This is a genomic window from Thiohalophilus thiocyanatoxydans (assembly GCF_004366735.1).
GTDB classification, from domain to species: Bacteria; Pseudomonadota; Gammaproteobacteria; order UBA6429; family Thiohalophilaceae; genus Thiohalophilus; species Thiohalophilus thiocyanatoxydans.
On sequence record NZ_SOQX01000006.1, the window covers coordinates 66,756 to 84,958 of the forward strand.

At 58.3% G+C, this 18,203-nt stretch carries 20 protein-coding genes and 2 tRNA genes; 16 read left to right on the forward strand and 6 right to left on the reverse strand.

Going from position 1 to position 18,203, the window contains the following annotated elements; translation table 11 throughout:
• The 7 genes from accD to EDC23_RS10875 all read left to right on the forward strand — a co-directional run bounded on the left by accD (window position 1) and on the right by EDC23_RS10875 (window position 7,014).
• Complete coding sequence (accD, locus tag EDC23_RS10845) at window positions 1-861, forward strand: acetyl-CoA carboxylase, carboxyltransferase subunit beta (RefSeq protein ID WP_134084448.1); 861 nt, start codon at window positions 1-3, stop codon at window positions 859-861.
• Window positions 862-954: 93 nt separating this feature from the next.
• Complete coding sequence (folC, locus tag EDC23_RS10850) at window positions 955-2,226, forward strand: bifunctional tetrahydrofolate synthase/dihydrofolate synthase (protein WP_134084450.1); 1,272 nt, start codon at window positions 955-957, stop codon at window positions 2,224-2,226.
• A 36-nt stretch (window positions 2,227-2,262) separates the two neighbouring features.
• Complete coding sequence (locus EDC23_RS10855; RefSeq protein WP_134084452.1) at window positions 2,263-2,862, forward strand: SPOR domain-containing protein; 600 nt, start codon at window positions 2,263-2,265, stop codon at window positions 2,860-2,862.
• Between the two features lie 25 nt (window positions 2,863-2,887).
• A complete protein-coding gene (locus EDC23_RS10860) occupies window positions 2,888-3,379 on the forward strand; it encodes a CvpA family protein (RefSeq protein ID WP_134084454.1) in 492 nt (163 codons plus the stop codon).
• Window positions 3,380-3,451: 72 nt separating this feature from the next.
• Window positions 3,452-4,963, forward strand: a complete 1,512-nt coding sequence (gene purF / locus EDC23_RS10865; RefSeq protein WP_134084456.1) for an amidophosphoribosyltransferase — start codon at window positions 3,452-3,454, stop codon at window positions 4,961-4,963.
• Between the two features lie 255 nt (window positions 4,964-5,218).
• Window positions 5,219-6,400 carry an O-succinylhomoserine sulfhydrylase gene (locus tag EDC23_RS10870; protein WP_134084458.1) on the forward strand — a complete coding sequence of 394 codons (1,182 nt, stop codon included), beginning with the start codon at window positions 5,219-5,221 and terminating at the stop codon, window positions 6,398-6,400.
• Window positions 6,401-6,810: 410 nt separating this feature from the next.
• Window positions 6,811-7,014: a hypothetical protein gene (locus EDC23_RS10875; RefSeq protein ID WP_134084460.1), complete on the forward strand. Its 204-nt coding sequence runs from the start codon at window positions 6,811-6,813 to the stop codon at window positions 7,012-7,014.
• Here EDC23_RS10875 and EDC23_RS10880 read toward each other — a convergent pair.
• Together EDC23_RS10880 and EDC23_RS10885 are read right to left on the reverse strand one after the other, a co-directional pair.
• A complete protein-coding gene (locus EDC23_RS10880) occupies window positions 6,955-7,425 on the reverse strand; it encodes an NUDIX hydrolase (protein WP_134084462.1) in 471 nt (156 codons plus the stop codon). The two genes, EDC23_RS10875 and EDC23_RS10880, sit on opposite strands and share 60 nt — an antisense overlap.
• Window positions 7,426-7,488: 63 nt before the next feature.
• Window positions 7,489-7,689: a hypothetical protein gene (locus EDC23_RS10885; protein ID WP_134084464.1), complete on the reverse strand. Its 201-nt coding sequence runs from the start codon at window positions 7,687-7,689 to the stop codon at window positions 7,489-7,491.
• 158 nt (window positions 7,690-7,847) lie between these two features.
• On the opposite strand from EDC23_RS10885, the gene EDC23_RS10890 reads away from it, so the two are divergent.
• The 3 genes from EDC23_RS10890 to EDC23_RS10900 all read left to right on the forward strand — a co-directional run bounded on the left by EDC23_RS10890 (window position 7,848) and on the right by EDC23_RS10900 (window position 10,781).
• Window positions 7,848-9,095, forward strand: coding sequence for a glycerate kinase type-2 family protein (locus EDC23_RS10890; RefSeq protein ID WP_134084466.1), 1,248 nt, complete (start codon window positions 7,848-7,850; stop codon window positions 9,093-9,095).
• A gap of 91 nt (window positions 9,096-9,186) precedes the next feature.
• Complete coding sequence (locus tag EDC23_RS10895; protein ID WP_134084468.1) at window positions 9,187-10,026, forward strand: ferritin-like domain-containing protein; 840 nt, start codon at window positions 9,187-9,189, stop codon at window positions 10,024-10,026.
• On the forward strand, window positions 10,026-10,781 hold the full coding sequence (locus EDC23_RS10900; RefSeq protein WP_166668843.1) for a hypothetical protein: 756 nt from the start codon (window positions 10,026-10,028) through the stop codon (window positions 10,779-10,781). The genes EDC23_RS10895 and EDC23_RS10900 overlap by 1 nt, the downstream gene beginning before the upstream one ends.
• Before the next feature lie 296 nt (window positions 10,782-11,077).
• Here the strand turns inward: EDC23_RS10900 and EDC23_RS10905 are convergent, their stop codons facing one another.
• From EDC23_RS10905 to EDC23_RS10915, 3 genes are read right to left on the reverse strand one after another with little or no spacing between them, the layout of a single operon-like run.
• Window positions 11,078-11,797, reverse strand: coding sequence for a UDP-2,3-diacylglucosamine diphosphatase (locus EDC23_RS10905; protein ID WP_134084472.1), 720 nt, complete (start codon window positions 11,795-11,797; stop codon window positions 11,078-11,080).
• 7 nt (window positions 11,798-11,804) lie between these two features.
• Window positions 11,805-12,296 (reverse strand): peptidylprolyl isomerase, encoded by a 492-nt coding sequence (locus EDC23_RS10910; protein ID WP_134084474.1) that lies wholly within the window; start codon window positions 12,294-12,296, stop codon window positions 11,805-11,807.
• Window positions 12,297-12,309: 13 nt separating this feature from the next.
• Window positions 12,310-12,909 (reverse strand): peptidylprolyl isomerase, encoded by a 600-nt coding sequence (locus tag EDC23_RS10915; protein ID WP_208321354.1) that lies wholly within the window; start codon window positions 12,907-12,909, stop codon window positions 12,310-12,312.
• A gap of 167 nt (window positions 12,910-13,076) precedes the next feature.
• Here EDC23_RS10915 and cysS point away from each other — a divergent pair, with 167 nt between their 5' ends.
• On the forward strand, window positions 13,077-14,465 hold the full coding sequence (gene cysS / locus EDC23_RS10920; protein ID WP_134084478.1) for a cysteine--tRNA ligase: 1,389 nt from the start codon (window positions 13,077-13,079) through the stop codon (window positions 14,463-14,465).
• Between the two features lie 53 nt (window positions 14,466-14,518).
• Window positions 14,519-15,163 (forward strand): hypothetical protein, encoded by a 645-nt coding sequence (locus EDC23_RS10925; RefSeq protein ID WP_134084480.1) that lies wholly within the window; start codon window positions 14,519-14,521, stop codon window positions 15,161-15,163.
• A gap of 54 nt (window positions 15,164-15,217) precedes the next feature.
• Here the strand turns inward: EDC23_RS10925 and folD are convergent, their stop codons facing one another.
• Window positions 15,218-16,075, reverse strand: a complete 858-nt coding sequence (gene folD, locus EDC23_RS10930; protein ID WP_134084482.1) for a bifunctional methylenetetrahydrofolate dehydrogenase/methenyltetrahydrofolate cyclohydrolase FolD — start codon at window positions 16,073-16,075, stop codon at window positions 15,218-15,220.
• Window positions 16,076-16,219: 144 nt separating this feature from the next.
• Here folD and EDC23_RS10935 point away from each other — a divergent pair.
• The 4 genes from EDC23_RS10935 (at window position 16,220) to EDC23_RS14335 (ending at window position 18,197) form a co-directional block, all read left to right on the forward strand.
• Window positions 16,220-16,296, forward strand: a tRNA-Pro gene (locus tag EDC23_RS10935).
• A 589-nt stretch (window positions 16,297-16,885) separates the two neighbouring features.
• A tRNA-His gene (locus EDC23_RS10940) sits at window positions 16,886-16,961 on the forward strand.
• A gap of 390 nt (window positions 16,962-17,351) precedes the next feature.
• The gene (locus tag EDC23_RS10945; protein ID WP_134084484.1) at window positions 17,352-17,918 is read left to right on the forward strand and encodes a Spy/CpxP family protein refolding chaperone; all 567 of its coding nucleotides are present in this window, start codon (window positions 17,352-17,354) and stop codon (window positions 17,916-17,918) included.
• 144 nt (window positions 17,919-18,062) lie between these two features.
• Window positions 18,063-18,197, forward strand: coding sequence for a VOC family protein (locus EDC23_RS14335; protein ID WP_279585925.1), 135 nt, complete (start codon window positions 18,063-18,065; stop codon window positions 18,195-18,197).
• Window positions 18,198-18,203: the final 6 nt, after the last annotated feature.

An 18,203-nucleotide genomic window follows, 5' to 3' on the forward strand; every position in this document is an offset into this window, starting at 1 on the left:
ATGAACTGGTTTACCAAGTTATTACCCTCCCGCATCCGTACCGAAGGCGGTAACCGTAAAAGCGTTCCCGAAGGGCTGTGGAGCAAGTGCCAGGCCTGTGGCGCCGTGCTCTACCGGGCCGAGATGGATCGCAACCTGGATGTCTGCCCCAAGTGCGATCACCACATGCGCATCGGCGCCCGCCAGCGTCTGGAACAGTTTCTGGATGCGGAAGGCCGCGAGGAGATTGCCGCCAACCTGAAGCCGGTCGATGCCCTCAAGTTCCGGGATATCAAAAAATATAAAGATCGCCTGACCCAGGCCCAGCGGGCGACCAGCGAACACGATGCGCTGGTGGTGATGCAGGGTACGCTCAAGAGCATGCCGCTGGTGGCCGCCGCGTTCGAATTCAAATTCATGGGCGGCTCCATGGGCTCGGTGGTGGGTGAGCGTTTCGTGCGCGCGGTCAACACCTGTATCGAGCACAACATGCCGCTGGTTTGTTTTTCCGCCAGCGGCGGCGCGCGCATGCAGGAGGCGCTGTTTTCCCTGATGCAGATGGCCAAGACCAGCGCGGCGCTGGCGCGCCTGAATAAAAAGGGCATTCCGTTTATATCGGTGATGACCGATCCGACCATGGGCGGTGTTTCCGCCAGCCTGGCCATGCTCGGGGATATCAACGCCGCCGAGCCCAATGCCCTGATCGGCTTTGCCGGCCCCAGGGTGATCGAGCAGACCGTGCGCGAGACCCTGCCCGAAGGTTTCCAGCGCAGCGAATTCCTGCTCGAACACGGCGCCATCGACATGATCATCGACCGTCGCGAAATGCGCGATCGCCTCGCCAATGTGCTGGCCATGCTCACCCGACAACCCTCGTTGTAAGTGGCTAGGTTCTAGGGGCTAGTTTCTAGGACCTAGCCCCTAGAACCTAGCCCCTGTTCAGGCGGGTGTCATACTCTCGGAATCCACCCTCTTATGCGCTTTGAAACCCTTTCGGAATGGCTCCAGTGGCAGGAAAGTCTGCATCCCGAGGAGATTGAACTGGGGCTGGCGCGGGTCGGGGAGGTGTTTGCCCGGCTTTGCCCTGAACCCCTGCCGTTTACCGTGGTCACGGTCGCCGGGACCAACGGCAAGGGCTCGAGTATCGCGGCCCTGGAAGCGATGTTACGGGTCGGGGGCTACCGGGTCGGCGCCTATACCTCCCCGCATCTGCTGCGCTACAACGAGCGGATTCGGCTCGATGGCGAGGAGGTGAGCGATACGGCGCTGGTCGAGGCCTTTGCGCGGGTGGATCAGGCCCGGGATGACATCTCCCTGACTTACTTTGAATTCGGCACGCTGGCGGCGCTGCGCATCTTCGCCGATGTTCAGCCGGATATTGTGTTACTGGAAGTGGGTCTGGGCGGACGGCTGGATGCGGTCAATATCATCGACCCCGATGTGGCATTGATCACCGCCGTCGGGATCGATCATACCGCCTGGCTGGGCGCGGATCGTGAGACGATCGCGGGCGAAAAAGCCGGGATCATGCGCCCCGGCGGACCGGTCGTGTGCAGCGATCCGCTCCCGCCGGCGGCTATCGTCGATCGGGCCGACAAGCTGGGCGCGCCGCTCTATCAGCTGGGTTGCGAGTTTGACTATCAGCTGAGCGGCGCGTCCTGGCGCTGGCACTGCCGGGCTCCGACGGTCTCCGAGCTGGCGGGTCTGCCCCGGCCGCTGCTGGGGGGCGAGCATCAGTATCGCAATATCGCCGGCGCGCTGATGGTGCTGGCGCTGTTGCAGGCGGATTTTCCGCTCGAGCGGGGGCAGATCGACGCCGGACTGGCCCGGATGCAGTTGCCCGGCCGGTTACAGCTGATCCCCGGCGAGGTGCCGCTGCTGCTGGATGTGGCGCATAACCCCGACGGGGTGGCCCAGCTGGCTGCGGCGCTGCGCGCCGAGCCGGTGGCCGGGCGCAACCGGGCGATTGTGGGGATGATGGCCGACAAGGATCTGCGCGGTGCCCTGACGCCCCTGTTGCCGCTCATCGACGGCTGGTTTCCCGTGGATCTGTCCGCCGTGCCACGGGCCGCGTCCGCCGCCCGACTGGCTGACCTTCTGAAGGAACTGGGTGCCGGGGCCGTGACCCCCTGCAGTAATTTGTCGCAGGCCCTGCAACAGGCCCGCGCCGTCGCTGTGCCCGGGGACCGTATCGTGGTGTTTGGATCGTTTTATACGGTGGCGCAGGCACTGGCCGAGCCCCTATAATACGCCCCTGTTTCCAGTGCCCTGTTCGGGAGTGTCGTGGACGAGAATCAACTCAAGCAACGTATCGTGGGCGCCATCGTACTGGTTGCCCTGGCGGTGATTTTCATTCCCATGTTGCTCAGTAGTGACCGGGACGGCGGGATGGCGATCAGCGGGTCCAACATCCCGTCCAAACCGGACAGTGTGGCCCGGGTCAGAACCCTGGATATCAAGCCGGAGAGTGAGGGCCCGAAGCCGGTCGAGTCCCCGAATTCCCGTACGCCTGTCGATGAACACACACCGGAACCGGATGACACGCCGGCCTCCGACGCTGCAGCCGAAACGCCGGTCAGCGAGGACCCTGAAACGACTCAAGCCGCTACGCCGGTGGACGATACCGATACCAGTACGGATACGGATGCCAGGGCCTGGGCGGTGCAGGTGGGCAGCTTCAGCAAACAGAGTAACGCCGTCGGTCTGCGTGACAGGTTGCGTGACAACGGGTACAGCGTTTTTGTTGAAAAAGTTGAAACAGACGCCGGCGCTACCTATCGGGTGCGGGTCGGCCCGGAGGTTCGCCGCAGCAAGGCCGAGGCGCTGCAAAAAGAACTGCAGGAGAAGCACAAGCTCGAGGGACTGGTGGTCGCTCACCCATGACAGAGTCTGAACGCGTGGCGGGCTGATGCTGGGAGTCGATTACGCGATACTGGGAATCCTGGTGATTTCCACGTTCATCAGCCTGTTACGCGGCTTTGTTCGCGAGGCCCTGTCGCTGGCCGGCTGGATACTGGCGTTCTGGGTCTCGCTGACCTTCGCCACCGGTCTGGCCGGCTTGCTGACCAATACCTTCGAGGATCCGACGTTCAGATTGATTGCGGCCTTTGTCGGGCTGTTTGTTTTGTCCCTGATCGTTTCGGGCGTCGTGAATTTCTTTGCGGTTAAACTGGTGTATCGTACCGGGTTGACCAAAATGGATCGATTTCTGGGCTTGTTGTTCGGACTCGGGCGTGGTGTGTTGATTGTCTCGGTACTGGTCCTGCTTGCAGGGCTGACAACCTTGCCCAAAGAACCCTGGTGGGATGAATCGTTTTTTCTGTTCCGTTTTCAGGAGATTGCCGAAGGGATTCAAAGCCTGTTGCCGGACTCGATTGGCGACAATTTCCGGTTTGAATGACCGACGGCGGAACTATACTTTGACTGTGTAACCCGGGTTCGGGTTGGACAAAACATGAAAGGGTAATCTGGAATGTGCGGAATTATTGGCATGGTGGCGAAGCAGGCGGTCAACCAGTCACTGTATGACGGGCTGACCGTTTTGCAGCATCGCGGTCAGGATGCCGCGGGGATTATGACCTGCGAAGGCGACCGGATGTACATGCGCAAGGACAACGGTCTGGTGCGGGATGTTTTTCATACCCGACACATGTTGCGTCTGCCGGGCAAGATGGGCATCGGCCATGTGCGCTATCCGACCGCCGGCTGCGCCAGTTCGGCTGAGGCGCAGCCTTTTTACGTTAATTCACCTTTTGGTATTGCACTGGCGCATAACGGCAATCTGACCAATGCCGCGGATCTGAAACGGGAACTGTTCGTGTCGGATCGCCGTCACATCAATACCAATTCGGATTCCGAAATTCTGCTCAACGTCTTCGCCCATGAGTTGCAGAACCAGGGGACGCTGGATCTGACCCCCGACGACATCTTTGCCGCGGTCAGCGCCGCCCATCGGCGCTGTCAGGGCGCCTACGCTGTGGTCGGGATGATCACCGGGCGGGGGATTTTTGCTTTCCGGGATCCCTATGGCATTCGGCCAGTGGCTTTTGGTAAACGGCACACCGACAAGGGTACCGAATACCTGATTGCTTCGGAGAGCGTGGCCATCGATGTACTCGGTTTCGAACTGGTACGGGATCTTGCTCCGGGCGAGGCGATTTATATCGATGACGACGGCGAACTCCACACCCGCCAGTGTGCCGACAAGACGGTGTTGTCCCCCTGTATTTTCGAGCATGTGTATTTCGCCCGACCCGATTCACTTATCGACGGAGTCTCGGTCTACAAGGCGCGGTTACGGATGGGTGACTATCTGGCGCGCAAGATTATGCGTGACTGGCCGGAGCATGACATCGATGTGGTGTTGCCGATTCCCGATACCAGCCGTACCTCGGCGTTGCAGCTCTCCTATACGCTCGGCGTCAAATACAGCGAAGGATTTATCAAGAACCGCTACATTGGCCGCACCTTTATCATGCCGGGGCAGAAGCAGCGCAAGAAATCGGTGCACCAGAAACTCAACGCCATTGAACTGGAATTTCGCGGAAAAAATGTACTGCTGGTGGACGACTCCATCGTGCGTGGCACCACCTCGCAGCAGATCATTCAGATGGCCCGCGAAGCGGGGGCCAACAAGGTTTATTTCGCCTCGGCGGCGCCGCCGGTGCGCTATCCCAATGTCTACGGTATCGACATGCCGGCGGCCAGTGAACTGATCGGCCATGGCCGGGACGAGGCACAAATTGCCAGTGAGATCGGCGCGGACAAACTGATCTATCAGGACCTGTCCGATCTGATCGAAGCGGTCAAGAAAAAGGTCCCCAGCATCAAACAGTTCGATACCTCCGTGTTCGACGGCAAATATGTGACCGGTGACGTGAGCGAAGCCTATCTGCAACATATCGAATCGTTGCGTAATGACAAGACACGCAAGCAGGACTTCAACAACGATGGCGAAGTCGTGGAAATGCGCAATAATGTCTAGGCGCTTGACGCTGTTAAAAACCTGACCTATGATTAATTTCACTGCGCCGATTTAACTCAACTTGCGGGCGCGTAATAAATACGGCTAAAGCGAGCGCGGACCCGCTTTGGCTTGAACAGCTTGGCGGGTTTTTTTTATCTGCGAGGTAGAAATAATCTCTCGCAGAGACGCAAAGCCCGCAAAGGATAATATTTTTCTCTGCGCCCTGGCGACCTGGCGAGAGTAAATTTTACAAATCAATGCTGAGGAAAAATCATGACGGATTTTGATGACGAGTGGGCGGTCGAGACACTGGCGGTACGTGCCGGGCAGGTGCGAACGGGTGAAAACGAACATTCGGAACCGATTTTTACCACCTCCAGCTATGTCTTCGCCAATGCGGCCGAGGCGGCGGCGCGCTTCAAGGGGGAGTCACCGGGGAATATCTATTCCCGCTTTACCAACCCGACAGTACGAACTTTCGAGCAACGTCTGGCCGCGATGGAAGGCGGGCAGTGCTGTGTGGCGACCGCCTCCGGCATGTCGGCGATTCTCAGTACCTGTATGGGATTGCTGCAACAGGGTGACCATATTGTTTCCTCGCGCTCGATTTTCGGCACCACGGTAGTATTGTTCGACAAGTATCTGAGCAGGGCCGGCATCGAAACCAGTTATGTCCCGTTGACCGATCTCGAGGCGTGGCAACAGGCGATCCGGCCCAACACCCGGCTGCTGTTTCTGGAAACCCCGTCCAACCCGTTGACCGAGGTGGCCGATATTCAGGCGCTGGCCGATCTGGCGCATGCCAATGATTGCCTGCTGGTGGTGGATAACTGTTTCTGTACGCCGGTGCTTCAGCAACCCTTCAAGCTGGGGGCGGATATCGTGATCCATTCGGCGACCAAGTACATCGACGGGCAGGGCCGTTGTATTGGCGGCGCGGTGGTCGGTGACAACAAGCTGGTCGGCGAAGAGGTATTCGGTTTTTTGCGCAGCGGCGGGCCGAGTCTCAGTCCGTTCAATGCCTGGGTCTTTCTCAAGGGTCTGGAGACTCTGAACGTGCGCATGAAAGCGCACAGCGATAACGCCCAGGAGCTGGCCGAATACCTGCAACAGCACGCCAAAGTCACACGGGTGTTTTATCCCGGCCTGACGGACCATCCGCAACACGAACTGGCCTCGCGTCAGCAGATCGGCTACGGCGGTGTGCTGGCCTTTGAGGTGGCAGGCGGTCAGGAAGCCGCCTGGAAGCTGATCGATCGCACCCGGTTGCTGTCCATTACCGCCAACCTCGGCGATGCCAAAAGCACCATCACCCACCCGGCCACCACCACCCACGGCCGGCTCAGCGACGAACAGCGCGCCGAATCAGGCATTACCCCGGGACTGGTGCGGATCGCCGTCGGGCTGGAAAACGTGGGTGACATCATCGCCGACCTCGAGCGAGGCCTGGTGTAAGAGACCGTTCCGGGAAGCGTGTTATTAACGCGGAGGACGCAGAGGCGCAAAGACGCGGAGGTAAAAAATAATTGGTCGTCTGCATGCAGCCCGATAGCTGATGGTCTTGTTTAGTGAATCCCAGCCAGGGGCTATTTGTGAAAAACAAACTGATTGGCAAATTCCATATCTCTAACTGTCTCAAGACATAAAGAATTTTCTCTGCGACTCCGCGCCTCTGCGCCCTCCGCGTTATTTTCCAGAGCATCGAGAAATGACACTTTCATTTTGTATCACTCTTTCTGCATGTAGGCATTGTCCTACACGATTTTCGGAAAAGTCTGACAATGATTCTGGCAGGCTAGTTGCTAGAATTCGTCTATCCATCAGGATGATGCTGAATGGAATCGAAACCAGAGGGATGTTGCCGTATGAAACCTGACGCTTTCACGGAAAGCCGTCCGGGGATGATCAATGAAGATCATCCGGACCCGTCACCGGATGCTGATGTCGACCAGGAAGCGGATCCACAAGTCAGTTACCCGCGCGAGTTGAACAAGCAGGGGTTGCTGGTATTACTGGGTGTGTCGCTCGGGGTCGTGGCACTGCTGGTCATTGTCATCGCTGTCGTCTGATACAGGCCCGGCGTCCAGCCGGGCCAGAAGCTGGCGGGTCGTGGCGTTGACGTCCAGGCGCGCCAGAACCTGTGGGGTTACCCAGGCGGCGTCGAGCGCGTCGTCGTCGGCCTGCGGTTCGCCGCTGAGATATTCGGCGAGCAGATCCACGATCACGTAGTGATAGCGCAGATTACCCCGCTCGTCCCGTTCGATTACATCAAAACAGAATACCGGCTCTCCGGCCCGGATAACGACGCCGGTTTCTTCTTTAATTTCCCGCTCCGCCGCCTGTTGCAGGGTTTCGCCGGCCTGGACTTTGCCGCCGGGGAGCGCCCATTGCCCGGCATTGGGGGCATTGGCCCGTTGTACCAGTAACACCGCGGTGCCACGCCGGACGATGGCGCCGACCGCCAGTTGGGGATACGACATGGAAAAACTCTCCGCAGCGGTTGCTGCGAAGAGCTTATCAGATTGCCGGCAGGGCGGGGTGGCCTAGTCGGCCTGCCAGTCCTGTCCCGGAAACAGTCGCGCTGACTGGCGATGGTGATGCCGTAGCCACAACACCAGTACGCCGGTCATGCTCATCAGCAGGCCGGAAGCGAAGGGCATGATCCCCTCCAGCCACAACATGGCGGCGACGCCGACACAAAGGTAGAAATAGGGCAGAAGCTCGTAAACGGGTTTGGGAATCATCGGTGATGCCTCTCGCTGGTTTCATTCCTTGAAAGGCCGGGTGTTGACCGGGTGTATTGTCGAATCGGCAATTGTTTCAGCCTAGCACCCTTTCCCGACAATGCCAGAGCGGGACGGCTTTATTGACCCCGGCAGGAAAACGGGTATGGTGTCAGACCATGCAATCCGCCGATACCCATGCCGAATCCCTGCTGCTGCAGCTTTATCACGCCGGCCTGGAGGCGGTTGCCGGCGAGCCGGTGACCGCCCGTTATCTGCGCCAGCGGCTCTGGCAGCCCGACAGGCCGGTGGCGCTGCTGGCCTGTGGCAAGGCGGCGCCGGCCATGGCCCGGGGCGCGGTGGCGGCCCTCGGGCCACGGATTGAACAGGCGCTGCTGGTGACCAAGCACGGTCATCGCGAGTCCGGCTTTCCCGCGCACTGGCAATGTCTGGAAGCCGGCCATCCGCTGCCGGACGAGGCCAGTCTGCAGGCCGGTCAGCGGGTACTCGAGTTTGTCGCGGCGTTGCCGCCCCACATGCCGCTGTTGGCACTGATCTCCGGTGGCAGCTCGGCCCTGCTGGAGGTGCTGCCGCCGGGGGTGAGCCTGGCCGATCTGCGCCGGGTCAATGACTGGTTGCTGGGCAGCGGCGCCGATATTGGGGCCATGAACCGGTTGCGCAAGGCACTCTCCTGCATCAAGGGGGGCAAGCTGGCCGACTATCTGGGTGAGCGGCCGGTACTGAGTCTGATGATGTCCGATGTTCCCGGGGATGATCCGGCGGTGATCGGCTCGGGATTGCTGAGCCCCCGTGCGGCGGAGGTGCCGCCGACACAGTTGCCCGACTGGCTGGCGGCGTTGCTGGCCGGACGGGCCGATTGTCCGCCGGCGGCGGCCTCGACACCGCGGATAGAACAGCAAATTATCGCCAGCAACCGGGAGGCCTGTGAGGCGGTTGCCGACGCGGCCCGGGCCCGGTCGCTGGCGGTGGAACTCCACGAACCGCTGTATGCGCCGGTGCCCGAGGTGACGGCGCAGCTGGCCGGGTTTTTGCGCACGGCAGCGCCCGGCGTGCATATCTGGGGCGGGGAGCCGACCCTGACCCTGCCCGCACAGCCGGGCCGCGGCGGGCGTAATCAGCATCTGGCTTTGAGCCTGGCCCGGGTGCTGGCCGGCGAGCCGGGCATCAGCATCCTGTGCGGCGCCACCGACGGCAGCGACGGTCCCGGTCATGATGCCGGCGCCCTGATCGACGGCACCACGGTGCTTCAGGAGCTCGATTACCCCGGCGGCGCCGCACGGGCCTTGGCAGACGCCGACAGCGGTACCTATCTGGCCGAGGCCGGCGCCTTGATCGACACCGGCCCGACCGGGACCAATGTCATGGATCTGGTTATAGCAATAAAAACAGGGCCGAGGGACGAGTGACGAGGTACGAGGTGACTTTACGCGGGTCGGTTTTGACTTGTTTTCCTTCCGCTGTTCTTTCCCGATCGAGGCAGGCTGTTACAATATCGCTATGAACCAGCCGGATACGCCTCGTCCCTCGTCCCTTGTCCCTCGTCCCTCTGTTTTTGATGAGGCCGAAACCTGTCTGCGCGCCTGTGATCCCGATACCAAACTGCAGTTGACCCGGGCGGTCTCGGCGGCCTGGCAGGCAGGGGCGTTGTCGTGCGAAACCGGCGGGGAGGCGGTGCGTTTGTCCGAGCCGGGACGCCCGGCCCGGCCCGAGCTGGTGGCGCCCCGGGATCTGCCGGCTCGCAGTACGGCCAGTGAGGCGGGCCGGGCGGCGCTGATCCATTCGATCTGTCACATCGAATTCAATGCCATTAATCTGGCCTGGGATGCGGTGTACCGGTTTCGCGGGTTGCCCGGGGCCTATTACACTGACTGGATCAAGGTGGCGCGCGAGGAGGCGTATCATTTCAGCCTGCTGCGCGATCATCTGCGTCACCTGGGCTATGACTATGGCGATTTTCCGGCGCACAACGGCTTGTGGGAGATGTGTCTGCAGACCGCCCATGATCCGCTGGTGCGCATGGCGCTGGTACCGCGGGTGCTGGAAGCACGTGGACTGGATGTGACGCCGGGGATCATGCGCAAGCTGGAACAAAGCGGCGATGATAATGCCGTGGATCTGTTGCGCATCATTCAGCGCGATGAAGTGGGGCATGTGGCCATCGGTTCACGCTGGTTTCGTTATCTGTGTGAACAGCGACAGCTCGAACCGGAAGCCACATTCCGTGAATTATTTGAACAATACATGCCGGGGGGCGGCCGGGGGCCGCTGGACAGGCGCTCACGCCTGCAGGCCGGCTTTTCCGAAGCAGAACTTGATTATATTGAAGGGGTAGGATGATGTTGCACTACAAAGCAGTAATTACCGCCCTGGCAGCGTTGCTGCTGGGTGCCTGTAATAACGCGGAACAGGCGAAACCGGAAGAAGATACATCGGTCAAGATTGATTTTGTTGAATACGAGAAAAATTCCGAACCCTATCCAACCCGATTGATTGTGACCAACAAGTTCATGCGCTTCGATGATGGTGAGGACTCAACCAGTTTCCTCCTGTTTGATCGTGACGGCAATACAATCTATAGCGTAAATGACGATGATCGCACGGTTATGTCAGTGGAAAGCCAGGATATCGATCTGGAGCCCCCGATGGAGCTCAATCTGGAAGAACACAACCTGGGCACCCTGGAAGATGCTCCGGCAATAGAAGGTAAAGAGCCACAGCATTACGAGTTCAGTGCTAATGGTGATATCTGTTATAACGTGGTGGCCGTCGAGGATTTGATGCCCGATGTGGTGGAGGCGATGAAAGCGTTCACCACCATCCTGGCGGATGACAGCAAGGTAACCTTCAACAATATGCCGGCCGACTTACACGATGCTTGTGACATGTCGATGAGCACCTTTGCCGCCGGTCGGCATCTGAAACACGGTTTTCCGATCCAGGAGTGGAGTGTCGATGGTGCTGGCCGCACCCTGGTCGATTATGATAAAGACTATGAACCTGATCCGGCATTGTTTGAAGTGCCGGGAGAGGACTACCAGCATTTTTCCGTTCAGGAGATGCGCGAAGGCAAGGTCACCGGCGGTGGGCATTGAACTATTAACGTTCTCTGAAAAGAAGAAAAACTTTTACCGCAGAGGATTTATGCCCTCCAGGGTACACAGAGAGTTGAACTTGAATCTTGAATTGCCCTGAATATCGGTCCATCGACACTTGGATAAAAGTAGGCCGAGTCAAGCGTAGCGGACCCGGCAATCTTTCAGGGTGCTCGAATCGCTATATCTGTTAAACACCATACAACAGAAGCAATGTTCTCCGTGTCCTCTGCGGTAAACAGTTAATCGATTAAACAAGCAGGTCGAATCAAGCGCAGCGGATCCGGTAATCTTCTTTAAAGCGGTAACCCTTCCAGCCGGCAGCCGCTTGCATCGCACACCAGCACGCTGCCCTGTTCATACCAGTCTCCCAGTACGATGCGCCGGGCCGGCCGGCCATCCAGGTCGAACTCATGGATCGCCGGGCGATGGGTATGACCGTGGATCATCTGTCGCAGGTCGTGATCACGCAGGGTCTGCATCACGGCATCCTGATTGACGTCCATGATCGCTTCATCCTTGCTGCCGGTCTCGAGCTTGCTGGTCTCGCGGTATTGCTTCGCCAGCGCCAGGCGCTCTTCGGGGGACTTGGCCAGCAGGGCTTGCTGCCACTGCGGATCGCGCACCATGCGCCGAAACTCCTGGTAGGGGCGATCGTCGGTGCAGAGAACGTCGCCGTGCAACAGTAAAGTCGGCGTGCCGTACAGGTCGATGGTGGCCGGTTCAGGCAGCAGCGTCGCGCCGCTTTGCCGACAGAACTCCTCGCCCATGAGAAAATCCCGGTTGCCGTACATGACGTACAGTGGCACCTGCCGGGAGAGCTGCTGCATGGCTTCCAATGCTTCCCGATACTCGGGCAGGATCATATCGTCCCCGAGCCAGACCTCGAACAGATCGCCGAGAATATACAGCGCTTCGGCCCGGGGCGCGCGGGTCTGCAGAAACTCGATGAACAGCCGGGTGATCGCCGGGCGTTCATCGCTGAGATGCAGATCCGAGATGAACAGGGTAGTCATGCCGATCTTATTCGACTTCCACCCGCTCGATCACGATATCTTCTTTGGGCACATCCTGGTGATGACCGAAAGAGCCTGTCTCGACCTTGCGGATTTCATCCACGACATCCATGCCTTCGGTCACCTTGCCGAAAACACAATAGCCCCAGCCTTCCCGCGTTTCGGAGCGAAAGTTCAGAAAATCGTTGTTGGCGACATTGATGAAGAACTGAGATGAAGCGGAGTGGGGATCCGGTGTCCGCGCCATGGCTACGGCACCGCGTTCGTTGGCCAGCCCGTTGTTGGCTTCATTCTGAATGGGGGGGTGGCTTTTTTTCTCGCGCATGCCCGGCTCCATGCCGCCGCCCTGGACCATGAAATCCGGAATCACACGATGGAAAATCGTTCCGTCGTAAAAGCCTTCCCGGGCATAGTTGAGAAAGTTTTCCACGGTAACGGGGGCCTTTTCGGCATTGAGTTCCAGCACAATCGTGCCTTTGTTGGTGTGCAACTTGACCATAAATCAGGTTCCTTTAGTCGGAAGAGTCGGATTGCGCCGGGTTGAGCCGCGTAACCTGTTCAATGATGACGGGGGTGTCCGGTACGTCCTGGGGAAACGGGCCGGCGGCTCCGGTCGAGACACTCTTGATTTTGTCGACAACATCCATGCCTTTGACCACCTTGCCGAATACGGCATAACCCCAGCCACGCGGTGTTTTGGCGCTGTGATTGAGAAAATCATTATCGGCCACATTGATAAAGAACTGGGCGCTGGCGGAATGGGGATCGGCTGTGCGCGCCATGGCGACGGTACCAGTTTTGTTTTTCAGCCCGTTATCGGCTTCGTTGACAATGGGCGGACGGGTTTCCTTGCGTTCGTAAGTCGGGGTAAATCCGCCGCCCTGGATCATGAAGTCATCGATTACCCGGTGAAAAAGGGTGTTGTCGTAAAAACCCTCATCCACATACTGGAGAAAATTATCAACGGTTTTGGGGGCTTTTTCCGGGTTCAGTTCCAGAGCGATGGTGCCCATACTGGTTTGTATTTCGACCCGGGGGGCGGATTCCTGGGCAAAGGCGCCGAGCGGGATCAGCAGCAGTGACAGTTTGAGCCAGAGCAGGAGGTGTTTCATAGACAGCATTCCACGGTTGTTGTCGGAAGGCCCATGATAATCGGTTTGCCCGGCGGGTAAAAGGCCGGAAACGGAGGGCGAATTTTGTCTGGGCCGGTGAATTCCGGTACCCTACGCGCTGGCCGTGCGCACGAGGCCGGCGCCAGTGGACGAGTGAGTTGAGTCAAATGCTGCAAATTCATAACAATCTGAGTAAACGCAAGGAACCCTTCAGGCCAATCGATCCGGCCAATGTCCGGATGTACGTCTGCGGCATGACGGTGTATGACATGTGTCACATCGGTCATGCCCGGGTGCTGGTGGTGTTCGACGTGGTTTATCGTTATCTGTGCGAAGTGTTCGGGAGCGACCACGTCACCTATGTGCGCAATATTACCGATATCGACGACAAGATTATCCAGCGCGCCAGGGAAAACGATGAAGGTATCGATTCTCTGACCGGGCGCTATATCGATGAGATGAATCGCGATGCCGAGGCGCTGGGGGTGCTACATCCCAATCAGGAGCCGCGTGCCACCGGGCACATGCAGCAAATTATCGACATGATTGGCACCTTGGTGGAGAAGGGTTACGCCTATGCCGCCGATAACGGCGATGTCTATTATGATGTCAGTCACTTCGAGCATTATGGGCGGCTGTCGGGCAAGCATATCGAGGATCTGCGCGCCGGCGAGCGTATCGCTGTGGATGAAGCCAAGCAGGATCCGCTCGATTTCGTTCTCTGGAAGGCGGCCAAACCGGAGGAGCCGGCCTGGGACTCGCCCTGGGGTCGGGGTCGGCCCGGCTGGCATATCGAATGTTCAGCCATGTCGACCCATTGTCTGGGCCACCATTTTGATATTCACGGTGGTGGACTGGATCTGCAGTTTCCCCATCACGAGAATGAAATTGCCCAGTCGGAAGCGGCGACCGGCGAGACCTTTGTTAATGTCTGGATGCACAATGGCTTTGTGCGCGTCGATGAAGAGAAAATGTCCAAGTCGCTGGGTAACTTTTTTACCATTCGCGATGTATTGCAACAGTATGCGCCGGAAGTGGTGCGCTACTTTATTCTCTCCAGCCATTACCGCAGCCCGTTGAATTATTCGGATCAACATCTGGACAACGCCAAGGCGGCGCTGACCACGTTGTATACGGCACTGCGTGGCTTTGAGGATGTGGCGCCCGCGATCAGTGCCGATATGACCTGTGTGGAACGCTTTCGTGCGGCAATGGATGATGACTTCAATACCCCCGAAGCACAGGTCGTCCTGTTCGAACTGGCTCACGAGATCAATAAACAGACCGATCCGGCTGCCGCGCGACAGACGGCCGCCACGCTCAAATATCTCGGTGCCCTGCTGGGGCTCCTGCAGCAGTCGCCGGAAGCCTTCTTGCAGGGCGAGGGTGCCGGCGAGGGGCCGGACAGCGAGGCCATCGAGGCACTGATCCGGCAACGTACCGATGCGCGGGCCAACAAGGACTGGGCGGAAAGTGACCGGATTCGGGACCTGTTACGTGAACAGGGCGTGATCCTGGAAGATGGTCCCGGCGGCACCACCTGGCGACGCGTGTAAGTTTGCGGCGTTAACGCCGACAAACAGACCGAACCCGCGGTAAGGAGGTGACTGTGCATCAGAAAAAACTGCTACTGTTCGTGGGGCTGATACTGTTATACAGCAATGCAGTTTTCAGTCAGTCGCTCGAGGAAGACAAGACGCATGTCCGGACATGGAACCGCTTTGCGGATCAGACGCTGGCACTGCACAACAAACTGATCGATGAGCTGCCGGTAAAACGTGAAACCGACAGCGGCGGGTATGCGCATCTGCCGGATTTCTATCAGGAAGAGTCCTATTATCACAATGGCAAGCTGATCAGCCGGCTGCAACGCGAGTCCGAAACCGGTAAGCCGCATGTCATCGAGGTTTTCATTCGTGATGATCAGGGCCGGGTGGTGCGGGACTACACCGCAGCCTATTTACCCGAATACCACAACGCACCAACCCAGACCCTGGTGAGTTTGCACGCCTATAATGGCGAACTACATGCCTTTCGCAGTTTCGATGCGTCTGGGGAGCTGGTGGTGGAACGCTGTACCGGCACGCTGGAGGGCAAGGAGGTCAATTTGCTCCAGGACCTGGATCAGATATTCCAGGCCGCACAGTTGGATGAGGAGCTTCAACAGACCCGGGAATACCGCCGCTGTTTTGAAGGCCTGCCGCGGGAACCGGGCAAGTATCTGCGCCCAACCGGCCTTTCAGGCAAGGGCTAGTATCTGGCTCCTGGCGTCTAGATACTAGCCCCTGCCCGAAGGGCATGAAGGGCATCAGGTATCGTGAAAGTTGTTGCAGGCGTCCACGGTATTTTGCAGCAGCATGGCCACGGTCATGGGCCCGACCCCGCCGGGAACCGGCGTGATCCAGGCGGCGTTTTTGCTGGCGCTGGCAAAATCCACGTCACCGATCAGGCTGCCGGTTTCGGTCCGGTTGATACCCACGTCGATCACCGTGGCGCCGGGCTTGATCCATTCGCCGTCAACGACCCCCGGCTTGCCGACGGCCACCACCACGATTTCGGCTTCACGCACTTTCTGTTCCAGATCTTTGGTAAAGCGGTGGCAGACTGTCACCGTGGCACCGGCCAGGAGTAACTCCAGTGCCATCGGGCGGCCGACATGGTTGGAAGCCCCGACCACCAGCGTGTCCTGTCCCATGACCGGCTGGCCGGTACTCTCCAGCAGGGCGATGACGCCGCGTGGAGTACAGGGGCGCAACACCGGCATACGCACCGCCAGACGGCCGATGTTGTAGGGGTGGAAACCGTCCACATCCTTGTCCGGCTTGATGCGTTCGATCACGGTCTCCTGATCGATGTGCGCCGGCAACGGCATCTGTACCAGAATCCCGTCCACCACCGGATTGGCATTCAGTTCGTCGATCAGGGTCAATAACCGGTCCTGCTCGGTGTCCTCCGGCAGGTCATAGGCGTAAGAGTTGATGCCGGCCTCATCACAGCCCTTGCGCTTGTTGCGCACATAGACCTCCGAGGCGGGGTGGTTCCCCACCAGAATCACCGCCAGGCCCGGCGCCCGCTTGTCGGCCGCGAGTCGCTCGTCCACCTGCTGTTTCACCAGTTGGCGGCGGGCGGCGGCAATTGCCTTGCCATCGATAGTCTGGGCTGTCATAGGAGTCGGTCCGATTTCAAGTTAGCGTGGGATTAAAACCCTGTTATGATCGCATGATAGCGGCGTCAGGCCAAGCATTCGGCGAAAATGACAGCAATTTCATTGACCTGCATCGCCCGGGTGCGTATTATCGCCGCCTTTATACGGGGAATAGCGCAGTCTGGTAGCGCGCCTGCTTTGGGAGCAGGATGTCGGGGGTTCAAATCCCTCTTCCCCGACCAGAATCAAGCTTTGCGCCCGTAGCTCATCCGGATAGAGCATCGGCCTTTAAGCCTCGTCTGAAATGACGAACCAGGAGCCTTTGCAGGGAAACCGAACCTGCAGAGTGGATCGCACTGTATCGGGGGAACCTTAACAGTTCGGCTGATGGCAATCCCGAGGAAACCGGTGGTTCGCCCTCTGGGCAATGTGATAAAATCACCGGGATCCGTAGAGGCCATACGTGCGGCACCTGAGACGGTGAAGAGATGGTCCAGACCCCAAACGGAAGCGATTTCCGGCAGCGAAAGCTGTAGCGGGTAAGCTAAGCCGAGGGTAGCAGGTTCGAGTCCTGCCGGGCGCACCAAGTACCTAAAGCAATGGGGTAGAGGTCGTATATGACTCCATTGCGAGATTGAGGCGAGGACGAGAACCTGCGTTATAAATCAGGCAGGTTCGACAAATCGGCAGGGATAGCCGATTTGGACGTCGCGAAGCGACGCCCGCAGGGCGAGGGGCAGGAGCCCCGAGTCAGTCCTGCCGGGCGCGCCATACTCAGGTTCTAGTAACTAGTTACTAGTGTCTAGTATATCGGTACTGTTTAGTTCTATGGTGGCTGTAGCTCAGTTGGTAGAGTGCAGGATTGTGGCTCCTGTTGTCGTGGGTTCGATTCCCATCAGCCACCCCATCTGACCCGCGGGCTGTCTTGTTCAAGACAGCCCGTTTTTATTTCATCTTTCTTCGCATTCCTTAAATAAAATATCTAAAGCTTAATATTTAAAGTAAGTGTGCCGAATATCAGTACAGATATGAGGTGTTGCCGGGCCTTCCAGGACCGTCGAGCCAATCATGGTGTGTCCTGGAAGGCCTGGCAGTACCGCTTAAAACCCAGGCGACAGATATTCGGAGCAGTTGTTTGAGCAGACGTCATCGGGCAAATTATATGAATAATTCCCCGTTCCGGAATAAGCGATAAGAATGTTTCTCTATTTAGCCTGTACATTGACATGGGACAGAAATCTGCTTCGCTTTAAAGTGACAGAATTTACTGTTAATTGAATCTATCAGGAGACGGGAAATGAGCTATCCAAGACTATTAAGCGTATTGGCATTTTGCCTGACCTTGCCGTTTTCTCTGCCTGTCAGTGCGCACGGTGGTCAAGGCATGGGCATGATGGGGCAGATGGATGAGGATGATTACCGGGGCCGTATGATGCAGCAACGCGGAATGATGGGTGGCCAGGGAATGATGGGCGACATGGGCATGATGAATGGCCAGGGAATGATGGGTGGCATGGGCATGATGAATGGCCACGGCATGATGGGCGGCATGGGACCGGTGATGCAGCTGGATCTGGACGATAAGCAGCGCGATGCGATTCGTCAGATGCAGCGGGATATGCAAAAGCAGAACTGGGAGCGCATGGGTGAGATGATGGAATTACGCCATCAGCTGCAGGATGTCATGCAGGCGGAAAATCCGGACCCGGCTGCGGCGGGCAAAATCTACGACAAGATGGCCAAACAACGCAAGCAGATGTTTATGGATCACATGGAGGCCCGCAACAAGGTGATGGAGAAACTGACCGACGAGCAGCGTGAGCAGCTGCGCCAATACCGGGGGCAGGGAATGATGATGGAGTAGCAGCCGGATCCCGGCTATGGAACAGGCCGCTTCGGCGGCCTTTTTCAGGTCTTAATATATATGGTATTTCGTATATGTTATCGTTCCCGATTCAAGTCCTTACCAATTCGAATGGACGCCAAACATGAAGTGAAGGAAACACCCATGAGCCGTTTGCATGTACATATTGCCGTGGCAGATATCGACAAGAACATCGGCTTTCATTCCAGTCTGTTCGGCAGCGAGCCAAACGTGATCAAGCCCGACTATGCCAGGTGGGGGCTGCAAAACCCGAGCTGAACTTTG

Excerpts from the sequence above, each read along its gene's own strand:
- EDC23_RS10860 (WP_134084454.1), top strand. The coding sequence starts at position 2,888 with ATGCTGGGAGTCGATTACGCGATACTGGGAATCCTGGTGATTTCCACG.
- EDC23_RS14335 (WP_279585925.1), top strand. The coding sequence starts at position 18,063 with ATGAGCCGTTTGCATGTACATATTGCCGTGGCAGATATCGACAAGAAC.
- purF (WP_134084456.1), top strand. The coding sequence starts at position 3,452 with ATGTGCGGAATTATTGGCATGGTGGCGAAGCAGGCGGTCAACCAGTCA.
- cysS (WP_134084478.1), top strand. The coding sequence starts at position 13,077 with ATGCTGCAAATTCATAACAATCTGAGTAAACGCAAGGAACCCTTCAGG.
- EDC23_RS10945 (WP_134084484.1), top strand. The coding sequence starts at position 17,352 with ATGAGCTATCCAAGACTATTAAGCGTATTGGCATTTTGCCTGACCTTG.
- EDC23_RS10875 (WP_134084460.1), top strand. The coding sequence starts at position 6,811 with ATGAAACCTGACGCTTTCACGGAAAGCCGTCCGGGGATGATCAATGAA.
- folD (WP_134084482.1), bottom strand. The coding sequence starts at position 16,075 with ATGACAGCCCAGACTATCGATGGCAAGGCAATTGCCGCCGCCCGCCGC.
- EDC23_RS10895 (WP_134084468.1), top strand. The coding sequence starts at position 9,187 with ATGAACCAGCCGGATACGCCTCGTCCCTCGTCCCTTGTCCCTCGTCCC.
- EDC23_RS10900 (WP_166668843.1), top strand. The coding sequence starts at position 10,026 with ATGTTGCACTACAAAGCAGTAATTACCGCCCTGGCAGCGTTGCTGCTG.
- EDC23_RS10890 (WP_134084466.1), top strand. The coding sequence starts at position 7,848 with ATGCAATCCGCCGATACCCATGCCGAATCCCTGCTGCTGCAGCTTTAT.
- folC (WP_134084450.1), top strand. The coding sequence starts at position 955 with ATGCGCTTTGAAACCCTTTCGGAATGGCTCCAGTGGCAGGAAAGTCTG.
- EDC23_RS10910 (WP_134084474.1), bottom strand. The coding sequence starts at position 12,296 with ATGGTCAAGTTGCACACCAACAAAGGCACGATTGTGCTGGAACTCAAT.
- EDC23_RS10905 (WP_134084472.1), bottom strand. The coding sequence starts at position 11,797 with ATGACTACCCTGTTCATCTCGGATCTGCATCTCAGCGATGAACGCCCG.
- accD (WP_134084448.1), top strand. The coding sequence starts at position 1 with ATGAACTGGTTTACCAAGTTATTACCCTCCCGCATCCGTACCGAAGGC.
- EDC23_RS10915 (WP_208321354.1), bottom strand. The coding sequence starts at position 12,909 with ATGAAACACCTCCTGCTCTGGCTCAAACTGTCACTGCTGCTGATCCCG.
- EDC23_RS10885 (WP_134084464.1), bottom strand. The coding sequence starts at position 7,689 with ATGATTCCCAAACCCGTTTACGAGCTTCTGCCCTATTTCTACCTTTGT.
- EDC23_RS10870 (WP_134084458.1), top strand. The coding sequence starts at position 5,219 with ATGACGGATTTTGATGACGAGTGGGCGGTCGAGACACTGGCGGTACGT.
- EDC23_RS10880 (WP_134084462.1), bottom strand. The coding sequence starts at position 7,425 with ATGTCGTATCCCCAACTGGCGGTCGGCGCCATCGTCCGGCGTGGCACC.